Origin of the sequence: Hyalangium versicolor (genome assembly GCF_020103695.1) — a bacterium.
Taxonomy (GTDB): Bacteria; Myxococcota; Myxococcia; order Myxococcales; family Myxococcaceae; genus Hyalangium; species Hyalangium versicolor.
The window spans coordinates 102,398-125,708 of record NZ_JAHXBF010000025.1 but is presented as its reverse complement, the minus strand read 5'-3'; the positions used below and the strand labels follow the sequence as shown (position 1 = coordinate 125,708).

The 23,311-nt window shown below is 67.6% G+C and carries 20 protein-coding genes; 12 read left to right on the top strand and 8 right to left on the bottom strand.

Annotation, left to right across the window (positions count from 1 at the left end):
* Nucleotides 1–7: 7 nt before the first annotated feature.
* From KY501_RS40670 to KY501_RS40660, 3 genes are all read right to left on the bottom strand, one after another.
* Nucleotides 8–1,489 (bottom strand): hypothetical protein, encoded by a 1,482-nt coding sequence (locus tag KY501_RS40670; RefSeq protein WP_224369296.1) that lies wholly within the window; start codon nt 1,487–1,489, stop codon nt 8–10.
* Between the two features lie 35 nt (nt 1,490–1,524).
* Nucleotides 1,525–3,330: a bifunctional diguanylate cyclase/phosphodiesterase gene (locus tag KY501_RS40665; RefSeq protein ID WP_224369295.1), complete on the bottom strand. Its 1,806-nt coding sequence runs from the start codon at nt 3,328–3,330 to the stop codon at nt 1,525–1,527.
* A 190-nt stretch (nt 3,331–3,520) separates the two neighbouring features.
* Nucleotides 3,521–4,774, bottom strand: a complete 1,254-nt coding sequence (locus KY501_RS40660; protein WP_224369294.1) for a hypothetical protein — start codon at nt 4,772–4,774, stop codon at nt 3,521–3,523.
* Nucleotides 4,775–4,845: 71 nt separating this feature from the next.
* On the opposite strand from KY501_RS40660, the gene KY501_RS40655 reads away from it, so the two are divergent.
* Nucleotides 4,846–5,871, top strand: coding sequence for a zinc-binding dehydrogenase (locus KY501_RS40655; protein ID WP_224369293.1), 1,026 nt, complete (start codon nt 4,846–4,848; stop codon nt 5,869–5,871).
* A 4-nt stretch (nt 5,872–5,875) separates the two neighbouring features.
* Here KY501_RS40655 and ybaK read toward each other — a convergent pair whose 3' ends face one another.
* The 5 genes from ybaK to cglC form a co-directional block, all read right to left on the bottom strand.
* On the bottom strand, nt 5,876–6,352 hold the full coding sequence (ybaK, locus tag KY501_RS40650; protein ID WP_224369292.1) for a Cys-tRNA(Pro) deacylase: 477 nt from the start codon (nt 6,350–6,352) through the stop codon (nt 5,876–5,878).
* Between the two features lie 4 nt (nt 6,353–6,356).
* Nucleotides 6,357–7,493, bottom strand: a complete 1,137-nt coding sequence (purK, locus tag KY501_RS40645) for a 5-(carboxyamino)imidazole ribonucleotide synthase (RefSeq protein ID WP_224369291.1) — start codon at nt 7,491–7,493, stop codon at nt 6,357–6,359.
* A complete protein-coding gene (purE, locus tag KY501_RS40640; RefSeq protein ID WP_224369290.1) occupies nt 7,490–7,987 on the bottom strand; it encodes a 5-(carboxyamino)imidazole ribonucleotide mutase in 498 nt (165 codons plus the stop codon). The genes purK and purE overlap by 4 nt, the downstream gene beginning before the upstream one ends.
* A gap of 174 nt (nt 7,988–8,161) precedes the next feature.
* Entirely contained in the window at nt 8,162–9,598 is a 1,437-nt protein-coding gene (locus KY501_RS40635; protein ID WP_224369289.1) for a vWA domain-containing protein, read from the bottom strand.
* 80 nt (nt 9,599–9,678) lie between these two features.
* A complete protein-coding gene (gene cglC, locus KY501_RS40630; RefSeq protein WP_224369288.1) occupies nt 9,679–10,179 on the bottom strand; it encodes an adventurous gliding motility lipoprotein CglC in 501 nt (166 codons plus the stop codon).
* 334 nt (nt 10,180–10,513) lie between these two features.
* Between cglC and KY501_RS40625 the strand changes: the two genes are divergently transcribed.
* The 11 genes from KY501_RS40625 (at nt 10,514) to mtnC (ending at nt 23,292) form a co-directional block, all read left to right on the top strand.
* Nucleotides 10,514–11,272, top strand: coding sequence for an outer membrane beta-barrel domain-containing protein (locus tag KY501_RS40625; protein WP_224369287.1), 759 nt, complete (start codon nt 10,514–10,516; stop codon nt 11,270–11,272).
* Entirely contained in the window at nt 11,269–12,132 is an 864-nt protein-coding gene (locus KY501_RS40620; RefSeq protein ID WP_224369286.1) for an outer membrane beta-barrel domain-containing protein, read from the top strand. The genes KY501_RS40625 and KY501_RS40620 overlap by 4 nt, the downstream gene beginning before the upstream one ends.
* The gene (gene gltC / locus KY501_RS40615; protein WP_224369285.1) at nt 12,129–14,198 is read left to right on the top strand and encodes an adventurous gliding motility protein GltC; all 2,070 of its coding nucleotides are present in this window, start codon (nt 12,129–12,131) and stop codon (nt 14,196–14,198) included. Before KY501_RS40620 ends, gltC begins: the two co-directional genes overlap by 4 nt.
* Before the next feature lie 12 nt (nt 14,199–14,210).
* Nucleotides 14,211–15,524 carry an MFS transporter gene (locus KY501_RS40610; RefSeq protein WP_224369284.1) on the top strand — a complete coding sequence of 438 codons (1,314 nt, stop codon included), beginning with the start codon at nt 14,211–14,213 and terminating at the stop codon, nt 15,522–15,524.
* 10 nt (nt 15,525–15,534) lie between these two features.
* Nucleotides 15,535–16,578, top strand: coding sequence for a phosphate acyltransferase PlsX (gene plsX / locus KY501_RS40605; RefSeq protein WP_224369283.1), 1,044 nt, complete (start codon nt 15,535–15,537; stop codon nt 16,576–16,578).
* Nucleotides 16,575–17,609, top strand: a complete 1,035-nt coding sequence (locus KY501_RS40600) for a phosphatase domain-containing protein (protein WP_224369282.1) — start codon at nt 16,575–16,577, stop codon at nt 17,607–17,609. Before plsX ends, KY501_RS40600 begins: the two co-directional genes overlap by 4 nt.
* 235 nt (nt 17,610–17,844) lie before the next feature.
* Nucleotides 17,845–19,386 carry a sensor histidine kinase gene (locus KY501_RS40595; protein ID WP_224369281.1) on the top strand — a complete coding sequence of 514 codons (1,542 nt, stop codon included), beginning with the start codon at nt 17,845–17,847 and terminating at the stop codon, nt 19,384–19,386.
* A 275-nt stretch (nt 19,387–19,661) separates the two neighbouring features.
* Entirely contained in the window at nt 19,662–21,392 is a 1,731-nt protein-coding gene (gene pcnB / locus KY501_RS40590) for a polynucleotide adenylyltransferase PcnB (RefSeq protein WP_224369280.1), read from the top strand.
* 61 nt (nt 21,393–21,453) lie between these two features.
* On the top strand, nt 21,454–22,071 hold the full coding sequence (locus KY501_RS40585; RefSeq protein WP_224369279.1) for a methylthioribulose 1-phosphate dehydratase: 618 nt from the start codon (nt 21,454–21,456) through the stop codon (nt 22,069–22,071).
* On the top strand, nt 22,068–22,610 hold the full coding sequence (locus KY501_RS40580) for a 1,2-dihydroxy-3-keto-5-methylthiopentene dioxygenase (protein WP_224369278.1): 543 nt from the start codon (nt 22,068–22,070) through the stop codon (nt 22,608–22,610). Before KY501_RS40585 ends, KY501_RS40580 begins: the two co-directional genes overlap by 4 nt.
* A gap of 4 nt (nt 22,611–22,614) precedes the next feature.
* Nucleotides 22,615–23,292: an acireductone synthase gene (mtnC, locus tag KY501_RS40575; RefSeq protein WP_224369277.1), complete on the top strand. Its 678-nt coding sequence runs from the start codon at nt 22,615–22,617 to the stop codon at nt 23,290–23,292.
* Nucleotides 23,293–23,311 lie beyond the last annotated feature (19 nt).

The window sequence follows — 23,311 nt, the reverse complement described above, 5'->3', positions numbered from 1 at the left end:
GCGAGGTTCAGCGCTCCTTGTAGAGCAGGAACAGGTGGACGGAGTGGGGGCCGCCGAAGCCGTGCCACCTCCATCCGTATCGGACCAGCGGACCATAGCCATAGTCGAACCAGGGTCCGGGCGAGCGGTTCAGCAGCTTGCCAGTGAGGACGTACTCATCGGAGCGCAGCAGGGTGTATCCGAGCGCTTCGAGATCCTTCACCTCCAAGCGGAACCAGTCGGGTCCACGTTGAGCGTCCCACATGACGAGTGTGGCGGGTGGAGCCTCGCGAAGGATCTGCAGGTTGCGTTCGCGGTCCTGGCCGAGGCGGGGTTCCTGAGCGCCGTCATCGAACACGATGTTCATGTAGCGCTGGCTGCCATAGAAGCGCGCCACGGGACGAGGCTCCTCACGGAAGCGAGCCACCGTGGCATCCACGGCCCATGCATCGCGGGCCCACTGAGCGGCATCGACGTAGAGGAGTGCCGCGAGCGCTGAGGGCACGAGCACCAGAGAGCCCACGAGCCAGGCCATCCGTGGACGAGAGAAACGGGAGAGCCAGTCGGCGAGGAGGTTCCAGCCAACGAGGGTGATAAGGGCGGTGGCGGGAGCGACACAGACGAGGTAGCGCGGGTAGCCGGCGGAGCCGAAGAGGCCGAAGGTGTGGAGCACGGAGTGCAGCACGAAGAGCACGAGGAAGGCCGAGGTGGCGGTGCCCAGTTGGCGTCGGCGGAGCAGGAGGCTCAATCCCAGCAGGAAGGGGACGAGGAGTAGGGGCCCGACCAGCTCCGGGAGGCGGAGGATGTAGCTCCACACTGGCTCGAAGCCGTATTCGGCGGCGGTGGCGTGCCAGTCTCGGGGCCAGTCGTGAAGGATGAAGAGGGGATCGCGGGTGAGCAGGTACGCGGCCAGCCACCACAGGGCGCAGCCTGAGAGCAGGAGCAGGGTGGAAGGGAGTCGCTTCCAGACGGGGCGTGAGTCGCGCCGATCGATGAGGAGCCACACGCCCCAGAGGATGCCGAGGAAGAAGCCCTCGGGGCGGGCCAGGGGCATGAGGGACGCCACACCGACGCCAGCCATCACCCGTCCAGAGAGATGGAGCCGCAGCGCGAGAACGAAGACGAGCGCGAAGAGGGGCTCGGTCATGAGTTCGTGGCTCAGCAGCAGCCAGGATGGCTGGAACCACAGGAGGGGGACGGTGAGGTGGGGCCTTGCGAGGCCCAGCTCCTCCGCGAGCCGGAACGTGTGCCAACTGGTGACGAGACAGACGAGCACGGTGACGAGCTGGGCGGGCGAATAGCCGAGCTGAGTCGCCGGGGCATAGACGAGCATGAAGAGGGGCCGGGCCCACACCTTGACGAAGTAGTGGGGGAGGCGGAAGGCCCAGCGTGCGAACAGATAGTGCTGTCCCCCATCCTGCTGGTAGCTGTCGGGGAACACCGCGACGAGCACGGCCCCCAGCACACCCAGCGCCGCGGTCCAGGCGACAGCTCTCCTCCAGCTTCCCATGTCTGGAGGTTCTATCTCCCAGTGATGACCAGCGCCTACCTCTCTTGAATCTGTGCGCGACGCTCGAACATGAACGTGCTGGTGCGCCTGCTGGCCGCCAGTTCCTTCACCTTCTTCTTCAGTGAAGCCGCCATGCTCGACAGTGAGGCGGGATGTACGCTGCCACCCAGTTTCCGGCTGTCCAGCACTGCCAGGCTCAGGGTCACCGGAGGCACCTCCACGCACGTGCCCTTCCGGTCCGTGGCCTCGAACCACCCGCGCTCCAGGTCTGTTGCGTCGAACAGCGCACTTTTCTCCTCATCGAAGCGCTGACAGATCACCTCGAGCGCTGAGGGGTCTACCGCGTCCGGGCACACGAGCACGAAGTCGTCTCCTCCCACATGTCCCAGGTGGCTCCCACGCGGGAACAGGTGCAGGCTCTCCGACAGCACGCGCGCCGTGAGCCGGATCAGCTTGTCTCCCAGCAGGAAGCCATAGCGGTCGTTGTACTCCTTGAAGTGATCCAGATCCCCGTAGATCACCGTGAACCCTGGACCCTGTAGCACCTGCCGGATCCACCGTTCGATCATCCGGTTCCCTGGCAGTTGCGTGAGCGGATTCGCCCCTGTGGCCGCCCGAACCTCCAGCTCTGTGGCTCGGCCGATCAGCTGCTTCATCGTCACTGTGCCCAGGAACCGCCCCTGCGCGTCAGTCACCACCACGGGATCGTAAAGGGACTCCGGCGCCCGTTCCATGGCCACCTTCGCCAGAGCGGTAATCGCCATCGTGTCCTCCACCATCAACGGCCGCTCGCTCGAAGTCAGCTCCGCGGGCTTCTTCTGCAGCAGCGGGTAGCCGAAAGGCCCCGCCGTCTTCGCGTAGAAGTGCTGCCGCGTCACCAACGCCCGAGGCTTCTCCTCGCCGACAATCACCACGTGATCCAGCTCTGGGGTGCGGCGGAAGAGCCGGTCCAGCTCCTCCGTCGTCATCTCCGCGTCCACGCACAGCCTGCGGATGACGATGCCCCCCACCGTCTCGTCGTCCTCGTCCTTCTGGAAGTGGTGCGCGCGGATCGCCTCGCGGCGGCGCAAATCGAACTCCCGCGAGGGCTGGGGGGGATCGCTCGCGGGCCGCGCCACCAGGAACCCCTGCGCATGACGGACGCCCAGCCGCAGCAGCACGTTCAGTTCCTCCCACGTCTCCACGCCCTCGGCGATCAAGGTGCTGTCCACGCTGGAGGCAAAGTCGACCAGAGACTTCACCAGGTGCTGCCGGTAGCTGTGCTGGTGGATGTCCCGCACCAGCGCCTGGTCCAGCTTGATGTAATGCGGCGCACTGTGCACCAGCGTCACCAGCCCCGAGTGCCCCGCGCCAAAGTCATCCAGCGCGATCCTGAAGCCGTGGCCCATGTACTGGCGCATGAGCTGCTGAAGCTGATCGACGCTCGCGAAGGTGCTTGTCTCCGTGATCTCCAAGACGATCTGTCTCGGGCTCATTCCGTACTGCGCGAGCAGCTCCAGCGTGGATCCATCTCCGAAGCGTGGATCGCTCAGTACGTCCGGTCCGACGTTGAAGAAGAAGGGGACGCGGCGCTCCTCGAGCGGCAGCAGGGCAATTCGCCGGACGGCCGCTGTCCAGCACGCTCGCTCCAGCTCCCATGTGACACCTTCCACCCGCGCCTTGGTGAAGAGCACATGTGGAGCCTGGATGGGACCCACGCCCCGTGAGAGTACCTCGTACCCGATGGCCTCTCCCGTCATCAGGTCCACGATCGGCTGGAACACCGAGGTGATCCGTGGCTCGTCTCCGGCCCAGAGCCAGGCTGGCCGCTCGGTGACACTGTTGATCAGGGGGAGCGTCATGCCTGGAAGATGTAACGGATCCCTCTGACCGCCCCACGCCCGTCGAGTGAGCGCCAGGCAACAGCTCCGTCACTTGAGCGCAACGGCCGAGAGCTCGCTTCCAGGTCTGGAGAGCAGGGAGGCGAGAGACGGATGTCGTCTGCTCAACGCGCGCCTGGGTGCGCTTCGAAAGTTCAGGGAGACAGCAGGCTCAGGAGACGCGCTCCTGCACGGGCGCCGAGGGCACCTCCGCGTCTTCGGCAATCGGAGCAACGGGAGCCATGGCCTCGGGGCTGGCGGTTGTGGGAGCCGGAACCGAGGGCGCCGGCTCGGTCTGAGCGAGCGTCGCCTGGGCGGCCACTGCGTCCATCGCCTGACCCTCCTCGATCTGCGAGGAGGAGAGCGCGCGGAAGCGGCGGGACAGTGCCGAGAGCTCTGCGGCCTTCATCTGCGCGTGCCCACTGCGCAGCGACAGGAGCGCCACGCGGGCCCGATCCAACTGAGCCACCTGGGCCCGGATCCGCGCGAGGATGCGCTCGCGGCGCTGCTTGAGCTCTCCCAGCCGCTCCACCTCTTCGCCCAGCGAGGCAGCGGCGGACTCGAGCTGACGACGGGCCACCATATCGGTGCTCGCCTTCGCGGCACGGAGCAATTCCTCGCGCTCGGTCTGAAGCTCCGTTTGGGCGCGCTCCTCGAGTTGGGTTTCCACGCCGGCCCACTCCGAGGCCAGCTCCACAGCATCCTTCGTCATTCGGGACAGTGTGCGAGCCATCTCTTCGCGGGCGGGCTCGCGGGGGAGCTGTGCCAGGGACTGGCCGCACTGCCGGTAGATGGTGAGCGCGCGCTGGGCCAGAGTATGGAAATCACCCGAGAGTTGGGGCAGCAGCTCCTCGCAGCGCGCCTCCACGGGATCCGAGGCGAGCGCCAGGTGCGCGGCCACGGAGCTGAGCCCGACAAAGAGGCCCACGATGGCGCCTGTCACTCCAGCGCCAAGCAGCACCGGGGTCGCCAGGTCCGCCATCCTTGCGGCGAGGATGCGGGCCACCGCCACACCGCCGAGGGTGAGTCCAGCGCATAGGCCCGCGCCGAGCACGTAGTTGATGAAGGTAGGGCGCCGCTCGCCGACCTGGCTCTCCTCGCCGCGTTCGTTGAGGTGGGCGCGAACCAACAGGGCACCGGCCGCTGCGGCGCTCAGTCCCGCCGTCCACGCGGGTGCCATGCCGAGGGCATAGGGGAGGGCGGGGAGCAGCACGCCCAGGCCGGACAGCAGGAGCCGGTCCCACTTGTCCCCTCGAGCCACTGCGAGCAGGGTACCGGCGAGGACCATGTAGGCGAGGGGCAACGCCAGGCCGGCCTTGTGAATGGCCAGGTGCAGCAGGCCGGCGCCGGCGCCGGCGGCCAGTGCGCGGGTGACGTTTCGCTCGAAGGTTTCGCGGTGGTGGAGCTGCAGGACAGTGGCGGACATCGGTAACTCCGACGCGGCGGGCGAGAGAAAGGTTCCCGTGGGAACGCGCGTGCGAATAAAAAGGTCTGTGGATGACGACCACCGCCCTGCCCGAGACGATGCGAGCGCTGTGCCTGAAGGCCTACGACGGTCGGCCCGAGTCTCTGCAAGTCATGGAAGTTCCAGTCCCCAGGCCTGGGGCGGGGCAGGTGTTGGTCCGGGTGGCGGCGGCGCCGATCAACCCAGCGGATCTGATGTTCGTTCGAGGACTCTACGGGGTGAAGAAGCCGCTGCCAGCAGTGCCGGGCTTCGAGGGGAGCGGGACGGTGGTGGCGGCGGGGAGTCTGGCGGGGCGGCTGTTGGTGGGGCGGCGAGTGGGATGTGTGCCCGTGCCCTCGGATGCCGGAACGTGGGCGGAGTACGTGGTGGTGCCGATGAAGCAGTGCATCCCTCTGCTCCCGCGAATCAGTGACGAGCAGGGCGCCAGCTTCTTCGTGAACCCGTTCTCGGCGTGGGCGTTGATGGATCGAGCGCGACAGGGGAAGCACAAGGCGCTGGTGCAGAGCGCGGCGGCGAGCACTGTGGGGCGCATGCTGCAGAAGCTGGCGCGCAAGGAGAAGATCCCGCTGGTGAACGTGGTCCGCCGCTCCGAGCAGGAGGCGATGCTGCGCAAGCTGGGGGCCGAGCACGTGGTGAATAGCAGTGAGCCCGAGTTCGAGGAGAGGCTGCGGCTCATCTGCCAGGAACTGGGTGTATCGCTGGCCTTCGACGCCGTCGCGGGATCGATGACAGGGCACCTGGCACGGGCGCTGGTGGATGAGGGGACGGTGATCGTCTACGGAGGGCTCTCGGAGCAGGAGAGCCGCATCCACCCGGGAGAGCTCATCTTCCATCAGAAGAAGATCGAGGGCTTCTGGCTCTCGGAGTTCTTCAAGGGGAGCTTCGGCAAGGACCAGCTCCGCGCGCTGGTGGAAGTGCCGACGTTGTTGGGCAAGGACTTCGAGACCCCGGTTCGCGCGAAGCTGCCACTGGAGTCAGCAGGAGAGGCATTGCGCATCGCCGCCTCGAACATGACAGCCGGCAAGGTGTACTTCGCGCCCAAAGCGGCGAAGGATTGATCAATCAGGCTTTGGGCCGGGAGATGGGACCCGGCTTCCCCTTGACGACCTTCAGGTAGTCCGCTGGGGAAATGAGGATCTGCGTTCCTCTCACGCCCGCAGACACGGAGATGATGTCGAAAAGCTCCACCGTCTCGTCCACGTAGACGGGGTACTCCTTCTTGCCGCCAATCGCCGTCACTCCACCGCGGATGTAGCCCGTCAGCGGCTGCAGTTCCTTGAGCGGCACCGTGTCCACCTTCCGGTCCCCGCTCAGCTTCGCCAACGCCTTCAAATCCAGCTCCGCGTCGCCCGGCACCACCGCCATCAACACGCCCGTCCGATCCCCTCGTGCCACCAGCGTCTTGAAGACTTGCTCCGCTGGCAGTCCCACCTTGGCGGCCACCGTCTCGGCGGACAGATCCTCTGGATCCACCTCGTACTCGCGCAGCTCGTACTTGATGCCGAGCGTATCCAGTTGGCGGGCCGCGTTCGTCTTCATGGCGTCACATCCCCAGGGCCTGCGAGGCGGCCTTCACCCGAGCCAGCGCGTCATCGGGCGTCGCGCCCACCGCGGACAGGTGCCCCATCTTCCGGCCCTTTCGAGCGTCGCGCTTGCCGTACAGGTGCAGCCGCACGCCCGGCATTGCCAGCACCTGCTCGAAGCGGGGCCCACCTTCATGCAGCCACAGGTCTCCTAGCAGGTTCACGATCGCCGCCGGACGCACCACCTCCACCGAGCCCAGTGGCAGGTTGCACACCGCTCGCACCGCCTGCTCGAACTGGCTGGTGAGGCAGGCCACCTCCGTGGCGTGGAAGCTGTTGTGGGGACGCGGCGCCAGCTCGTTCACCAACAACCGCCCGTCCTTCAGCAGGAACATCTCCACCACCAGCAGCCCCTCGACCTCCAGCGCGTTCGCCATGTCCCGGGCGATCTTCGTCGCCTCCACCGTCACCTGCGGCGGCAGCGGACCGGGCAGCAGCGACCACGCCAGGATGCGGTCCTCGTGGTGGTTGAAGGCGGGCGGGTACACCACCGTCTCCCCACGAGGGCTCCGAGCCACCAGCACGGACAGCTCGGACTGCAGGTCCAGCGTGGCCTCCGCCACCACCGCGCGCTCGCCCAGATCCCGCCATGCCTGCGCGGTCTCCGAGGCGGCCTTCACCACCACCTGCCCGCGTCCGTCGTAGCCGCCCTCGCAGGACTTCACGAACGACTTCCCGCCCAGCGCCTCCACCGTTGTGCCCAGCTCCTCGGCGCTGTTCACCTCGCGCCACGGCCCGAGCGGGAAGCCCTGCTTCGCCAGCCATGCCTTCTGCCGGCCCCGGTGCTGAATCATCTCCAGAACAGCGGCCGAGGGCCGCAGTGGAGCCTGCTCCGCCGCCGCGCGCAGCGAGGAGAGAGGAATCTTCTCGATCTCCAGTGTCACCACGTCGCACGAGCGAGCCAACTGCGCCGCGGCCCTGGCGTCGCCGAAATCCGCTGTGTAGCACTGGTCCACCACCCAGCGCGCCGGGCACGCGGGATCCGGATCCAGCGCCTGCACCTGGAACCCCAGCGTGCGCGCCGACAGCGCCATCATCCGGCCCAACTGCCCGCCGCCCAGGATGCCAATCGTCCCGCCAGGAAGGACCGTGGTCATGAGATCTCCCGCTCGCGCAACACCTCATCCGTCCGTGCCTGACGCCACGAGGCCAACCGCGCGCGCAGCTCTGGATACTTGAGTGCCAGAATGGACGCCGCATGCAGCGCCGCGTTCGCCGCTCCCGGCTTGCCGATGGCCTGCGTCCCCACGGGCACGCCCTTGGGCATCTGCACGATGGACATCAGGGCATCCAGGCCGTTGAGCACCGTGGTCGGCATGGGCACTCCGAGCACGGGCAGCAGCGTCTTGCTCGCCACCATGCCAGGCAGGTGGGCCGCTCCTCCCGCCGCCGCGATGATGACCGACAGCCCTCGGGACTCGGCCGTGGACGCGTACTCCATCATCCAGTCCGGCGTCCGGTGGGCCGACACCACCCGCACCTCGTGAGGAACACCCAGCTCCGTGAGGATCTCGATCGCCGGGCGCAGGTACTCGAGGTCGCTCTTGCCGCCCATGATGACCCCGACCCAGGGGGTGTCCGCGCTCGCCATGCCGTGTCCTCTCTCTCTGTGCGCTCTCCTGCCAGGAAGCAGGAGGAACGCGGAGATAGGGCGGCGGGATTCCACCGGTCAACTCCAGAATCGCAGGACGCGAAAACACCAAGGGCCCCGCCGTTGCCAGCGGAGCCCTCGGTGAGGTGCCTGCCTGGGGAGCCCTGTCCTGGCTCAGTACGTCGAGCCCATGCGCCCGAAGTCCTTGAGAGCCTGGACCTTGGACTTCTTCACCGCCGTGTTCACTGCCTCCTCGCTCTGGGCCGACTCGTACTCGTCATACGCCGCCTGCTGCGCAGCCTTGTCCGCCGCCACCGCCGGAGCCCCCGCCACCGCGGCCACGTCGTCGAACATCTCCTGGTTCTGCTGGATGAGCTGCCGCGCCTCGTCCCGGCGGCCGACCTTGAGGGCCTCCGCCGCCTTCTGGAGGTTCGCCGCGCCGCGAGCTCGCGCCGCGTACACCGTGGCCTCCTTGTCCTGCTTCGCCGCCACCTCCTCGCGGCGGTCGGTCACCATCGCCGACAGCGCGGCCCCGCTCTCCACTGTTCCGTCCTTCAGCAGGTCCGTGTACGTCAGCTTCACCCCCGTCACGTCCACCGCCTGCCCCACCGCCGAGCCCGTCACCGTCACCCGCGCCACCACGCGCTCGGTCTGGCCCGCGGAGAAGTCCGGCATCGGCACGCGCACGGTGCGTCCGGCCTGGTGCGCCCGGTAGCCCAGCACCTCGCCCAGGGTGACGCCCTCGGGCAGGGTGAAGGACAGCTCCACATTGCGCGCCACCTGCGTGGTGGCCTGCTGCAGATCCTTCTGGAAGAGCGTGGCCAGCTTGCCCGCGTCCTCCAGGAAGCCGTATGCCCCCGCGCCGTACTCGGCGAACGCCTGCATCAGATCCTCGTTGAAGTCCGTGCCCACGCCGATGGAGCTCACCGTCACGCCCTCGGCGCGGATGTTCTTCACCACCTGCTTCAGGCCCTCGTCATCCGTCACTCCCTCGGTGGGCTGCCCATCGCTGATGAGGATGATGCGGTTGACCTGGTACTGGCTGCGCGCCGTGTTCACCTGGTGCTGCCCCGTCGTCAGGCCCGCGCCGATGTTGGTGCCGCCCTCGTCCCAGATTCCGTCGATGTACTGCAGCATCCGCTGCCGGTTGGAGGCCGTGGCCTGCATGCTCGGCAGGCTCTTCACGTCCGAGCCGTAGTGGACGATCGCCAGCCGGTCATCCTCCGTCAGCATCCCCACCAGCTGCCGCGCCGCCTGCTTGGCCTGCGCCAGCTTGTAGCCATTCATGGAGCCGGAGCGATCGATCACCAGCGCCAGGTTCACCGGGCTGCGCTTCGAGCCCGGGACTTCCGCGCCCGTGACGTCCACCGTGACGAACACATCCGTGCTGCCCGGGACGATGTACGGGTGGCTCAGCCGGCTCGTCATGGTCAGCGAGCCCTGCGAGGTGCTGGCCGGCGGGGTGGGAGGAGGAGGGGGAGTGGGCGCCACCGGGGTGGCGATGTGCGGCTGGGGCGGCGGGGGAGGGGACACCACATGCGGCATCCCCAGCACCAGGGCCACGAGCGCGAGCGCTCCGGCCAGACCCAGGAAGGTCGTCGTCTTGTTCATGGCAGGGCTCCTAGAAACGGCAGGCCCTGCATCAGACGAATGGCGCGCGAAAAAGATCTAAAGGGCCGCGCGCCAGTGTCTCACTGCGGGGCCGTCGAGGACAGCTTGCCCGAGCAGAAGTAGGGGGAGTTCGTCTCCCCGAATGTCCTGCGGTAGGTGACCGGATCGTCTCGCTTCAGACGTTCCAGCGTCGCCTGGTCCAGCAGCAGCGAGCGGCAGACGATGCGGTCCTTGAGGGCATCCGGCACCGAAGTGTCCGTCACCTCGCAGTCCCCGGTACTGCCCTCCACGCACTCCTGGCTGCAGTAACCCTCGGCCGCGACGTTCGGGCTCGTGTCTTCCGGTACGAACTCGGCATCCCGGACGCAGATGAGATCCTCACAGTCCGTGGCGCCGAAGGAGATGAAGTCCTGGCCGGCGGCGATCTCGCTGTTGATCACCGGCTTGGAACGGATGCCCTGAGCCACCTCCTCATCGGACGGCTTCTTCACCAGGACGCACTTCTTGCCGAGCTCGGTGGTCACTTCGCACCCGCTGGCCAGCAGGGCGGCGCTCAGGAGGACGACCAGACGCGGAGACATGATCGAGATGGACCTCTTAAGGAGGAAGGCGATGGACTCGGCACCGTAGCACAGCGGTTCGTGGTGCCAACCGCTTGTCGCAGGTGATACTCGGAGCGGAATTCTTCAAGAGTGGCGCAGGGATAGAGATGCGGCAGGCAGGTTCGGATTGGTTGAGGTGCTGGAGACTGGCGGCTAGGATGGCCGGGCCGTTGACACTCCGAAATCTCGCGGGCGGACCTCCGCCCCTCCACCCCAAACGGAGCCTCCGGAAGTGAATCGCCTCCAGGCAACTCTGCTCGCGCTGTGCCTCTGGCCCGCGTTGGCGCTCGCTCAGTCGGAACAGGGTCAGGGTATGGGACTCGATCTGACGGGCGACGACGCCAACAAGACCGAGGAACAGAAGCCCGAAGACACCACCGAGACCGCACCCCCTGCCGAGCCGACACCCTCGGCCACCACGACTCCAGCGGCCCCCGCGCCGGCGGAGCCCGAGGTCGTGCCCACGGACATCACCCAGGAGGACCGGGTCAAGAGCGTCCAGCGCAAGGTGTACCGCAAGGAGGGGCGCTTCGAGCTCACCCCGCTGGTGAGCTTCTCCATCAACGATCCCTACTACTCGAAGCTGGGCGCCTCGGTGCGCGGGGCCTACTACTTCGCGGACACGCTGGCGCTGTCGGTGCGCGGCTCCGCGATGCAGGTGTTGCCCTCGGATGACGTGCGCACCGCCAAGCGCGCCTTCCAGAGCAAGATCTACCACTCGGTGCCCCAGTGGTCCGTCATGGGCGACGTCGAGTGGGCCCCGCTCTACGGCAAGGTGGCCTTCCTCAACTCCATCCTCCACTTCGACGGCTACCTGCTGGGCGGCGCCGGAGTGGTGAGGACGCAGACCTCGGCCCTCGAGGGCCGCACCGTCAACATCGGCGCGGACCTGGGCGCGGGAATGCGCTTCGTCGCCAAGGACTTCCTGGCGGTCAACGTCGCCCTGATCAACACCTCGTACGTCGACCAGCCGCTCGGCACCAGCAAGGGTGCCGTCCAGAACCTCATGACGATCAATGCAGGTATCTCGCTGTTCTTCCCGCTGCACTCCACGGGCCGGGAGGGCGAATGATGCGAGCCCTCCGATTGCTCATGGCCCTGTGCCTGTTGCCGCTCGCGGCGCGGGCTCAGGACGCCCAGCCGGCGCCCGCTCCCGCGGCCGACAAGCCCAAGTCCAAGCCTTCGTCTGATCCCGCTCCCGCTCCGTCCGGTGCCTCCACCTCCCAGGAGACCGAGGCCGGTGACGTGTCCGAGGTGGACAAGGACGCCCTGGGGCCTCTGCGCGAGCGCATCCGCCCCGTGTCCGGTCACCTCTTCCTCAAGAAGGGCCGGTTCGAGCTGAGCCCCTCCGCGACAATCTCCCTGCGGGATGCCTTCTTCCGCAAGTACATCCTGGGGGCCACCTTCACCTTCTTCCCCTCGGAGACGTTCGGCATCGGGCTGCGCGCGGGCTACTCCATCCCCACCGTGTCGGGCGCGGCGCAGATCTGCAACTTCACCGATGGCGACGATGGCAATGTCACCCGCGGCTGCAGCGCGCCGACCTTCGAGGCGCTGGATGGCCGCGCTCCTGGCCAGCTCACCCTGATGGCGGGGGTGGATGCGCAGTGGGCTCCCATCTACGGGAAGATCTCGCTGCTGGCCGAGAAGTTCGTCCACTTCGACATGTACGGCGTGCTGGGCGCCACGGCCATCCAGTACAAGGGGCCGCCGGACTCGGCTGACGTGCGCAGCACCGCGCGGATCACCGCCGGTGGCAACGTGGGCATCGGCTTCCGCTTCTTCCTCAACCGCTACATGACGCTGCGCACCGAGGTGAGAGATCTCGTCTACGTGGAGAAGGCGGAGTCCTCCGACAACTCGCTGCGCAACCAGCTGATGTTCGAGCTGGGCTTCTCCTTCTTCCTCCCTACCGCCCTCCCCGAGTCATGAACCGTACTCTCCGACTCCTCCGCTTCGCGCTCCTCGGGCTCGCGCTCTTCTGGGCCGTGCCGTCTCCGGCCCAGAGCTTCGAAGGCCTGGACTCGTCCTCCTCGAAGAAGAAGAAGAAGAAGGGCAAGACCTCCTCCTCCGCCTCTTCCTCCAAGAAGAAGAAGAGGGGCAAGAATCAGCCCGTGGAGGAGGCGTCTCCCGCTCCGGCGGAGAGCGCTCCGCTGACTCCTTCGTCGGCCGAGACGCCCACCGTGCCTGCCGCCACGAGCGGCACCGGCAGCGAGACGCCTTCGCCCTCGCCCGCGACGGCTCCCAACCCCGTTTCGGCGCCCACCACGCCTGCTCCCGCTCCGGCCGATGAGAACGGCGGCCTGGGGTTGGATCTCACCGGGGCCGGGCCCAAGGGCACCGCGCCGACGATGACGTTCGACGCCGTGGACGTGTCCGGCAAGACGGGTGACCGCCAGAAGCTGGATGTGGCCGTGTCGCTCTTCAAGAACGACCAGTACGAGCAGGCCGCCATGGCCGGCTACGAGATCATCCAGGACCCGAAGATGGCGGGCCTCCAGGTGGAGGCGCGCTACGTGGTGGCCAAGGCCCTGTACCGCATGGGGCTGTACCACTCGTCGCTGGGCGAGTTCTCGAAGATCCTCTCCGTGGGCCCGCAGACCAAGTTCTTCAAGACGAGCCTCGAGTGGCTGTTCTTCATCAGCCGCAAGTCGAAGAACGAGTCGGTCATCCTGGACGAGATCGCCCGCTACGCGAACTTCGAGTTCCCCGAGAAGTTCCGCAGCGAGTTCTACTACCTGCTGTCGCGCTACCACTTCGTGCGCGGCAAGGCGCTGGACCAGGTGGGCCAGCCGGACAAGGCGGACAAGAGCTTCGAGGAAGTGAAGCGGCTGGCGACGCTCGTGCCGCGCACGGATCCGTTCTACCCGCGCGTGAAGTTCCTCGAGGGCCTGGCGCTGTTCCGCAACGGCAGCAAGGTGAAGTCGGCGGACGCGCGCCGCGGCGACAACAACATGGTGGCCTCCATCGAGACGATGAAGGAGGTCATCCGCATGACGCGGCCCGTGGCGGGCAAGACGGCCGAGCAGGCCGCCCTGGACCAGTCCCTGCGTGAGTTGGCCTTCATGCAGTTGGCGCGCACGCACTACGGCATGCAGCAGAACCGCTACGCCATCTTCTACTTCAACAAGATCGAGCGCGGCACCAACCAGTGGCTGGAGGCCCTCTTCGAGTCCAGCTGGGCCAACTATCGCGTGGGTCAGTACGAGCAGGCGCTGGGCAACCTCATCACCCTGTCCTCGCCCTTCTTCCGCGAGGAGTACTTCCCCGAGGCGCTCATCCTCAAGGCGGTCATCTATTACGAGAACTGCCGCTACCGGGAGTCCTCGCTCATCCTCCAGGACTTCGAGCGCACCTACCTGCCCGTGCACAACGAGCTGGAGACGCTGGTGAAGAAGAACATGGAGGCCAGCGAGTACTACAGCGTCCTCTCCGACGTGCAGAAGAAGAACAAGGAGGGCGCGGACAAGAACGGCACCGACATCATTCTCGAGCGCATCCTCCGTCTGGCCCTCACGGATCAGGACCTGAAGAAGACCAACGACTCCATCCTCGAGCTCGAGGGTGAGATGGACGCCTTCTCCGAGAAGGGTGACACCTTCAAGTACTCGGAGCTGTCCAAGTCGCTGCTCGAGGGGCTGAAGGAGCAGCGCACCGCCCTGATCGAGAAGGCGGGCCTCATGTCCAAGGGCAAGCTGGAGACGGAGCTCATGGCCCTCAAGCAGCTCCTGGCCAACGGCTTGCGCATCAAGTTCGAGACGACCACCAAGGAGAAGGAGTTCCTGGAGGAGCAGCTCAAGGCGGGCGGCCGCACGGCGATCGTCAAGAAGTACCGGTACACCGTGGCCGTGGCGGACGATCAGCTCTACTGGCCGTACGAAGGTGAGTACTGGCGAGACGAGCTGGGCACCTACCAGTACACCCTCACCAAGGGCTGCATCGAGCGCGACTCCGCCAACCGCGACGTCCAGGCGAGCGGCGAAGCGTCGTCGCTCTAAGCGCGGGGGGGTATGGAGGAGGGATCAGAACGACGCGCCTCGCTGCGCGTCGTCTTCGGCATCGTCGCGCTGGACCTCATCGGATTCGGGATCCTCATCCCGCAGCTGGGGGTGTACGGGGTGAAGTTCGGCGCCTCACCGTTCTCGGTGGGGCTGCTGCTCTCCGTGTACTCGCTGATGCAGCTGCTGTTCGCCCCGGTGCTGGGACGGCTGTCGGATCGCTATGGCCGGCGGCCGGTGCTGCTGCTGAGCCTGGCGGGCTCCATGGCGGGCTATGTCCTGTTCGCCTTCGCCCACTCGCTGCCGCTCCTCTTTCTCTCGCGCGTCATCGACGGGGCCAGCGGGGGCAACATCTCCACCGCGCAGGCCTATGTGGCGGATGTCACCCGGCCGGAGGAGCGCGCTCGGGGCATGGGCATCATCGGCGCGGCGTTCGGCCTGGGCTTCGTGCTGGGGCCAGCCCTGGGCGGCTTTCTGGGAGCCTGGGGCGGTAACCTGGCCATCGGCTTGTTCGCCGCCGGGCTGGCGGGGCTGAACCTGCTCTTCACCTTCCTCTTCCTGGCCGAGTCCCGTGTTCCCGGCCGCCCTTGCGTCACCGGAGCTTCGGCGCGCTCCATGAGAGGGGCGGCCATCGCGCTGCGCCTGCCCGTGGTGGGCATGTGCCTGGTCCTCATCCTCCTGTTCACCACCGCCTTCTCGCAGATGGAGGGCACCTTCTCGGTGTACCTGCTCTCGCGCTTCCTCTCCTCGGGGCCGGTGCAGTTGGAGGGAGGGCTGTTCTTCCTGTCGGCCAGCGCCTCGTCCCAGCAACTGGCCCAGGCCAGCCTTCGCACCGGTGGGCTCTTTGCTCTGGTGGGGATCGTGTCCGCGGCCCTCCAGGGCGGGTTGCTCCGGCGGCTCCTGCCTCCCGAGCGCCGCTCCGAGGAGGGCTACCGCCCGGTGCGCGAGGGCTGGCTCCTGGTGACGGGCTTCGCGGTGACGGGGGTGGGGCTGGCCCTGCTGCCCGTGGCTCCCGGCTATGGGTGGCTCTTCCCGGTGATGGGGCTGCTCGCGGTGGGCTCGGCGTTCGCCAACCCCTCCCTGTCGGCTCTCGTCTCCCTCCAGGCGCCTCCTGAGCGACTGGGGACTGTGTTGGGTAGCTATCAAGCCTTCGGCTCGCTGGGGCGCATTCTCGGCCCGGCGCTGGGCGGGTGGCTGTTCACAGGGTTTGGCCCCGGGGTGCCGTATGGGACGGCGGCGGTGATGATGGCCGTGGGCGCTCTCCTGGCCCTGGGACTGGCAGCTCGCATGCGATTGCCGGGCGCGAGCGTCGGGCAAAGCTCGTAAGATGGGGCATATGGCGGGGACCTCACAGGAGTTCAAGGACGTCACGATCGCCTTCGATGTCATGGGTAGCGACCACGGCCCCGCCGAGGTGGTGCGCGGCGCCGCGCAACTCTCGCTGGAGGCGCCGCACATCCACGCGCTGCTGGTGGGAGACCGCGAGCTGATCGACGCGACCCTGGCGGAGACCAAGCACCGTGCCGAGCGCATCTCCGTGCAGCATGCCTCCGAGTTCGTCTCCATGGACGAGAAGCCCGGCGAGGCGCTGGCGCGCAAGAAGCACGCCTCGGTGTCGGTGGCGGCCCAGTTGGTGGCCGAGGGCGAGGCGCAGGCCCTGGTCTCCGCGGGCAACACGGGAGCGGGCGTGCTGGCGTGCGCGCGTCACTTCAAGCTCATTCCGGGGGTGCGCCGGGCCGCGCTCGCGGCGGTGTACCCCACGCGGGGCACGCGCGGAGAGAAGGACGATCCGTTCTCGCTCATCCTCGACGTGGGCGCCACGGTGGAGGCCACCGCGGAGGACCTGGTCACCTTCGCCGTGATGGGCTCGGCGTACGCGCGCATCATCTCGCGCAACGAGCGCCCCAAGGTGGCGCTGCTCTCCAACGGCGTGGAGCCGCAGAAGGGGCCGCCGCGCGTGGTGGAGGCGCACTCGACGCTGTCGGGCCTGCAGGGCATCAACTTCATCGGCAACGTGGAGGGCGTGGACATCCCCAAGGGCACGGTGGACGTCATCGTCACCGACGGCTTCGTGGGCAACGTGTGCCTGAAGATGCTGGAGGGCGTCCACGAGACCGTCGTCGAGCTGGCCCGCTACGCCTACAAGGAGAAGCTGCGCTGGCGCGCGGGCCTGGCCATGCTCTCCAGCGGCATCCAGCGCATCAAGGACATCACCGACTGGGAGCAGTACGGCGGCGCGCCCATTCTCGGCTTCGATCGCATCTTCATCAAGGCGCACGGGCGCTCCAAGGCTCGCGCCATCACCAACGCGGGGAAGGTGGCCGCCAAGGCCGTGGCGCATCAACTGGGCACCACCATCCAGGAAGGCCTGCCGAAGTGAGCCTGCCGGACCGGATCGATCCCCGGCCGCCTCGGCGCATCTACCGCTGGGATCTGGACAAGACGTACCTGCGGACGGACTTCGATTCGTTCCGGGACCTGGTGCGCACCGCGTTCCAGAAAGCCCATGAGAAGGTGGCGGTGCCGGGGGCCTCCGCGCTCATCCGCGAGCTGGCGGCCAACGGGGACTCGCGGCTGTGCATCGTCTCGGGCAGCCCCAAGCAGATGCGCGCGGTGCTTGAGGAGAAGCTCAAGCTGGACGGGGTGGCGTGGGACGAGTTCGTCCTCAAGGACAACGTGGGCAACCTGCTGCGCGGGCGCTTCCGGGCGCTGCGAGGGCAGGTGGGCTACAAGCTGCCCGCCATCCTCGAGAGCCGGGTGAATGCGCCCATCGAGGCCGAGGAGGTGCTCTTTGGCGACGACGCGGAGGCGGACGCCTTCATCTACTCGCTCTTCGCGGATCTGATCGCCGGACGCGTGGACGAGCGCGTGCTCTCGCAGGTGCTGGATGCGGGCGGCGTGTACCCGGATGACGCCGAGCGCGTGCGCAGCGCGTGGAAGCGCATTCCCATCGCGGATCCGGTGCGGCGCATCTTCATCCACCTGGATCGTCTCACGCCGCCGGCGCACTTCGCGCCCTATGGCCCGCGGGTGGTCCCCATCTTCAACTACTTCCAGGCCGCGCTGGTGCTGCTGGCCGACGGCCACCTCACCGCGCCCCAGGTCATCAAGATCGCCGTGGAGATGGTGCAGACAGCCGGGCACAACATCATCACCCTCTCCAACTCGTTCCAGGATCTGATCCGCCGGGGCCTGCCGCTGCAACAGGCCGCGGTGGCGCTGTCACAGGCGCTCGAGGGGCCCAACGGGCTCATCCAGGCCATCCGCCCCGTGCCGGATATCATCGCCGCCTTCACCAAGCGGCTGGCTGCGCTGGGCACGCCGCCCGCGCCCCCGCGTGCGCAGGCCGTGGACTACGTGGCGCTCATCTCCCACGCACTTCCGCGGACCCACAAGGACCGCAAGAAGTAGCGCGCCGGGCCCTCGCCGCTTCTCGACAACTCGCGTCACACCCCGCGCCCACTCACGGGCGGCCTGTCACGTGGGAGGTGTGTCATGACACACCCGGGTTGAGCAATTATTTCTGTTATTGCCAGTTTCTCTAATTTGGCCTGAAAATAAGGGGAGGCGCGATATTTCGGAGGCAGGGGGGCGGGCCCTGCGCTCGGGCAAGCCTGGAACCCGGAAGGAAGGAGTTCCGTCACCGATGACGATCCGGGGCAAGGTGCTGCTGCTGCTGGCGGTGGCGTTGGGCCTGGTGGGGTGCATGGGCGTGGCCGTGCAGGTGGGGACCTACCGGCTGGGTCACCTTCGAGACTGGACGCTGGCCAGCCAGGAGCAGCGCTCCCTCTACAGCCAGATTCGCGGGGACGCGCTGGTGTTCCTGGCGGAGCTGCAGCGGGTGCATGGCACGGGCGCGCTGCCCGAGGCCGTGCTGAACGGGTACCGGCGGCAGGTGGATGCGCAGCTGTCGAGGCTTCAGGTCCTCAGCGAGCAGAAGGAGCAGTCGTCGGGCACGCCCCGCGACGCGGAGAAGCGGCAGCTGGAGCGGTTGGCGAAGGAGCTGCGGTACTGGGCCGATCGAGCCGAGGCGTATGTCCGGCAATTGCCCTCGGGGATTGGTTCGGACGGGGCGCACCCGCAGGTGAGCATCCAGGAGTTCGAGCACAACGTGGAGCCGCTCCTGCAGACGGCGCTGGAGGCCCAGCGGGAGGAACTGGCGGCTCTGGAGCAGAGCACGAACCGGAGGCTGCGCAATGGCCACCTCCTGGCGATCCTTGCTCCCGCGATCGGGCTGTGCGTGCTGCTCGCCCTGACGCTGACCATCCTGATGCCGATGCACCGGCGGTTCCGGGAGCTGCTCGCGGCCGCCGAGCGCATTGGCCACGGGGATCTCCAGCCCGCGTTGCCGGAGCGGGGCTGTGACGAGTTTGGCACGCTGGAGCGGGGGTTCAACCAGATGGCCCGAGAGCTGAAGGTGTCCCAATCGCGGCTCCTCCTCTCGGATCGGCTGGCGTCGCTCGGGCGGACCGTGGCCAGCGTAGGGCACGAGATCAACAACCCGCTGGTCTACGTGATTGGCAACCTCGCGTACGTGCACGGCGAGCTGAGCCAGCCGCCGCGGCTGTTGTCCGAAAAAGAGCAGCGCGACCTGCTGGAGGCGCTGGAGGAGGCTCGCGAGGGCGCCGAGCGGGTGCACTTCATCGCGCAGGACCTGAAGACGCTGGCGCGTGCGGACGACGATCGCACAGGCCCGGTGGAGCTGGCCCAGGTGCTGCGCGACGTGGCGAAGATGGCCTCCCACGAGCTCCAGGGCCGGGCGCGCCTGGTGGAGGCGTGCGCCGGGATGCCGCTCGTGCGGGCCAACGCGACGCGGTTGGGGCAGGTGCTGCTCAACCTGATCGTCAACGGCGCGCAGGCCATCGAGCCGGGCCACGTGGAGCGCAACGAGATTCGCGTCATCGCTCGGCTGAGCGCACCGGATCGCGTCACGGTGGACGTGAGCGACACCGGGTGTGGCATTCCCTTGGAGAATCTGGAGCGGATCTTCGATCCGTTCTTCACCACCAAGCCGGTAGGGGAGGGTACGGGCCTGGGGCTGGCGGTGTGCCTCAACATCATCGAGTCGCTGGGGGGCAACATCACCGTGGACAGCAATCCCGGCCAGGGCACCACCTTCCATGTCACGCTGCCCACGGCTTCTCCGGAAATCCCCAGACCCTCGGAGGACGCAAGCGCAAGGCGGTGAGGAGCCGGGGAGAAGATGCAAACCGGTCAATACCTGCCAGGTAGTACAGATGGGGGAGACCTGTCAGGGAGGTTCGGAGGGCCCCGGCGGCCTCAGTGCCCGCTCTTCCCTCGGGCAAGCAGGCGAGCGGGCTGCCCCGGCGATCATGGCAGGGGTCCGGTGGGGAGCAGGCGGCCTTTCAGCCCCTATCAACAATGTGTTCCTACGCTACTCCCTGTAGGGAGGATGCGGTATAGACGGCTGCCCCGAATATCCAATCTTGGGGCGTCGACGCGATGACGCGAGATTCAACTGAAACGCCGCCTGCGGGCGGACCGCCAGAACCTGCGCCCGATGACGCGCGCGAGGTTGCCTCGTCCGAGGCTCGGCCGGTCCCCGAGGCTGCGAGCGAGGCAACCCCGATGGCCACGGAGATGGAACTGCAGGCAGAGCCTTTGGATCTGCCACTCCCCACTGAACCCCTGGAGCCCCGAGTCGAACTCGTGGAGCCTCCTCCACCCGAGGTGCTGGCCCCGGAGCCTGCCACCCCCGAGAACGAGCTGGTGGCGCCCGCCACGACGCGGTCCGGAGAGCCGGCGGAGATCGATCCCCGGGAGCTGGACCCGGATGCGCTCAAGGTCGTCCTCCGGCTGCACTCGCATGGACACCAGGCCTACCTGGTGGGCGGGTGCGTGAGAGACCTGCTGCTGAAGCGCAAGCCGAAGGACTTCGACGTGGCCACCAGCGCCCACCCGGGCGAGGTGCGCGCCACCTTCCGCAACTGCCGTCTCATCGGGCGCCGCTTCCGGCTGGCCCACGTCTACTTCAAGGGTGGGAAGATCATCGAGGTGTCCACCTTCCGCGCCAACCCGTCGGAGATGTTGGAGGCCAACGGCGGCGAGGAGGATGCAGGAGAGAACGGCAACGGCAACGGGGATGAGGATCTGCTCATCACCCACGACAACGTGTTCGGCACCGCCGAGCAGGATGCCCGCCGCCGGGACTTCACCATCAACGGCCTGTTCTATGACGTCACCGAGGGCCGGGTGATCGATTACGTCCGGGGCCGAAGGGATCTCGACGAGCAGTACATCCGGACCATCGGGGACCCGGAGATTCGCATGCGCGAGGATCCGGTGCGCATCCTCCGGGCCGTGCGCTTCGCGAGCAAGCTGGGCTTCGACATCGAGTCTCGCACGTACGCGGCGATGGAGGGCGCGGTGGAGGACCTTCCGCGCTGCGCCCCGGCGCGCCTGCTGGAGGAAACCTTCCGGCTCATCCGCGGTGGGGTGGCGGCGCCGAGCCTCAAGCTGCTCTCCGCGCTGGATGCGTTGAAGATCCTCCTGCCTCCGGTGGACGCGTACCTGCGGCAGAACGGCAAGGAAGGGGAGCGCACCTTCTACTCCTTCGCCGAGGCGCTGGATCGGCGCGTGTCGTCGGGCGAGCCGCTGGATGACGCGATCCTGCTCGCCACGCTGCTGGTGCCCATCAGCCGCGCGGCGCCTCCGCCGGTGGAGTCCCAGGAGCCTGGGGCGCGGCCCTCGGTGGCGCAGGCCATCGAGGATCTGCTTGCTGGGTTCGTGCAGACGGCCCGGCTGCCGCGGCGGATCGCGGAGCGGTGCCGGTTGCTGCTGCTGGCTCAGCGCACGCTCACGGGCGAGCGGCGTCGGCGCAGCGCGGCCTTCCGCCGGCATCCGCTCTTTGGCGAGGCGATGACGGTGTTCGAGATCTCCGTGGAGGCCACGGGAGAGTTCCGCGAGGCGCTCGACGCGTGGAAGAGCGGAGACCTTCCGCCGAACCGGCCCGATGGAGCGTCTGCGGAGGGTGAGGTGGTGCGCAAGAAGCGCCGCCGCCGCCGCCGTCGCGGTGGGCGTTCGGGAGGGGCTTCGGGAGCGGAAGCCTCTTCTTCCGCGGGGAGCAGCGCGGCGTCTGCGGCGGACGGCAGCGGTGGCGCTGACTCGGACGGGCCGGACTCGGATGAACCGGATTCTGACGAGCCGGAATCCGACGGGCCGGACGAGGACTGAGCACCCCTCGATGCTTCGACAGCTGGGGCCTCGGGGCGTGGATCTCGCGTAGAGTAGGCCCGTGCACTCCGAGGACTCTTCTGGCGGCAAGGCCGCGGAGCTGATTCGAGCGGGGCGGTTCTTCTTCGAGCGGGGCTGGGTTCCAGCCACCGCCGGCAATTTCTCCGCGCGGTTGGATGACCGGCGCGTGCTCGTCACCGTGTCAGGCCGTCACAAGGGCGAGCTGGAGCCCGAGGACTTCCTGGAGGTGGACCTGGACGGGCGGGTGCTCTCGGAGGGCAAGCGGCCTTCGGCGGAGCTGCCGCTGCACCTGCAGCTCTACCGGCGGGAGGAGGTGGGGGCGGTGCTGCACACCCACTCGCTGAGCGCCACGGTGCTGTCACGCCTGCACCGGGACGAGCTGGTGCTGGAGGGCTACGAGGTGCTCAAGGCGCTCCAGGGCATCCAGACCCACGAGACGCGGGTGGTGGTACCCATCTTCCCGAACGATCAAGACGTGGCGCGGCTGTCGGCTCGGGTGCAGGAATACATGGAGGCGCGGGCGGGTGTGTACGGGTACCTGATTGCGGGCCATGGCCTGTACACCTGGGGGCGGAGCGTGGCGGAGGCGTGCCGGCACATCGAGGCCTTCGAGTTCCTGCTGGCCTGTGAAGTCGAGATGAGGAGATTGGGACGATGAGCGAGCTGAAGATCTACCCGGACGCGGATCCCGCGCACCCGCGGAGCTACACGGACTTCGCGTCCATCCAGCGGGAGCTGGGCGCGGTGGGGATTCGCTTCGAGCGCTGGGCGGCGAACCAGCCGCTGCCGCCGGGGGCCGGACAGGATGAGATCCTGACGGCCTATCACGAGTCGGTGGACCGGCTGATGCGGGAGAAGGGCTTCCAGTCAGCGGACGTGATCAAGATGGCGCCGGACCATCCGCAGAAGGTGGAGATGCGGAACAAGTTCCTGAGCGAGCACACGCACAGCGAGGACGAAGTGCGTTTCTTCGTGGAGGGGAAGGGGCTCTTCAACATCCACAAGGAAGGCCGGGTGTACGCGGTGCTGTGCGAGAAGGGGGATCTGATCGGGGTTCCCGACGGCACGCCGCACTGGTTCGACATGGGCCCGCAGCCCCACTTCACGGCGATCCGGCTGTTCACGAGCAAGGAAGGGTGGGTGGCGCGCTTCACCGGCAACGACATCGCCACGCGCTTCCCCGACATGGCGGCCTGAGCCGATGGTTCGAGCCATCGTCACGGACATCGAGGGCACCACCTCGAGCCTGTCCTTCGTGAAGGACGTGCTGTTTCCCTACTCCACGCGCCACATGGTGCAGTTCGTGCGAGCCCAGGGACACCAGCCGGAGGTGCGCCGGTTGCTCGATGAGGCGCGCAAGGTGGCGGGCGGAGCCCCGGACGACGACACGCTGGTGGGCACGCTGCTGCGGTGGATCGAGACGGACCAGAAGCTCGCGCCGCTCAAAGGTTTGCAGGGACTCATCTGGGAGCAGGGGTACCGCGAGGGTGCCTTCCAGGGACATGTCTACGAGGACGCCGCGCGGCGGCTGCGCGAGTGGCATGCCCAGGGGCTTCGGTTGTTCGTCTACTCCTCGGGTTCCGAGCACGCCCAGCGGCTGATCTTCAGACACACGCCCTACGGCGATCTCACGCCGCTGTTCAGCGGCTACTTCGACACGCGCGTCGGCGGCAAGAGGGAGGCCTCCTCCTATGCCGCCATCGTCCGCGAATTAGGCCAGCCAGCCGGGGATGTCCTCTTCCTCTCGGATGTGCGCGAGGAGCTGGATGCCGCTCGTGCATCCGGCCTGCGGACATGGTGCCTCCTTCGGGGGGAAGGCCCGCCGGTGGACCCGGGATCGCATCCCGTGGCTCGGACCTTCGACGAAGTCCGCCCGTAGTCGCTACACTGCGCGCCAG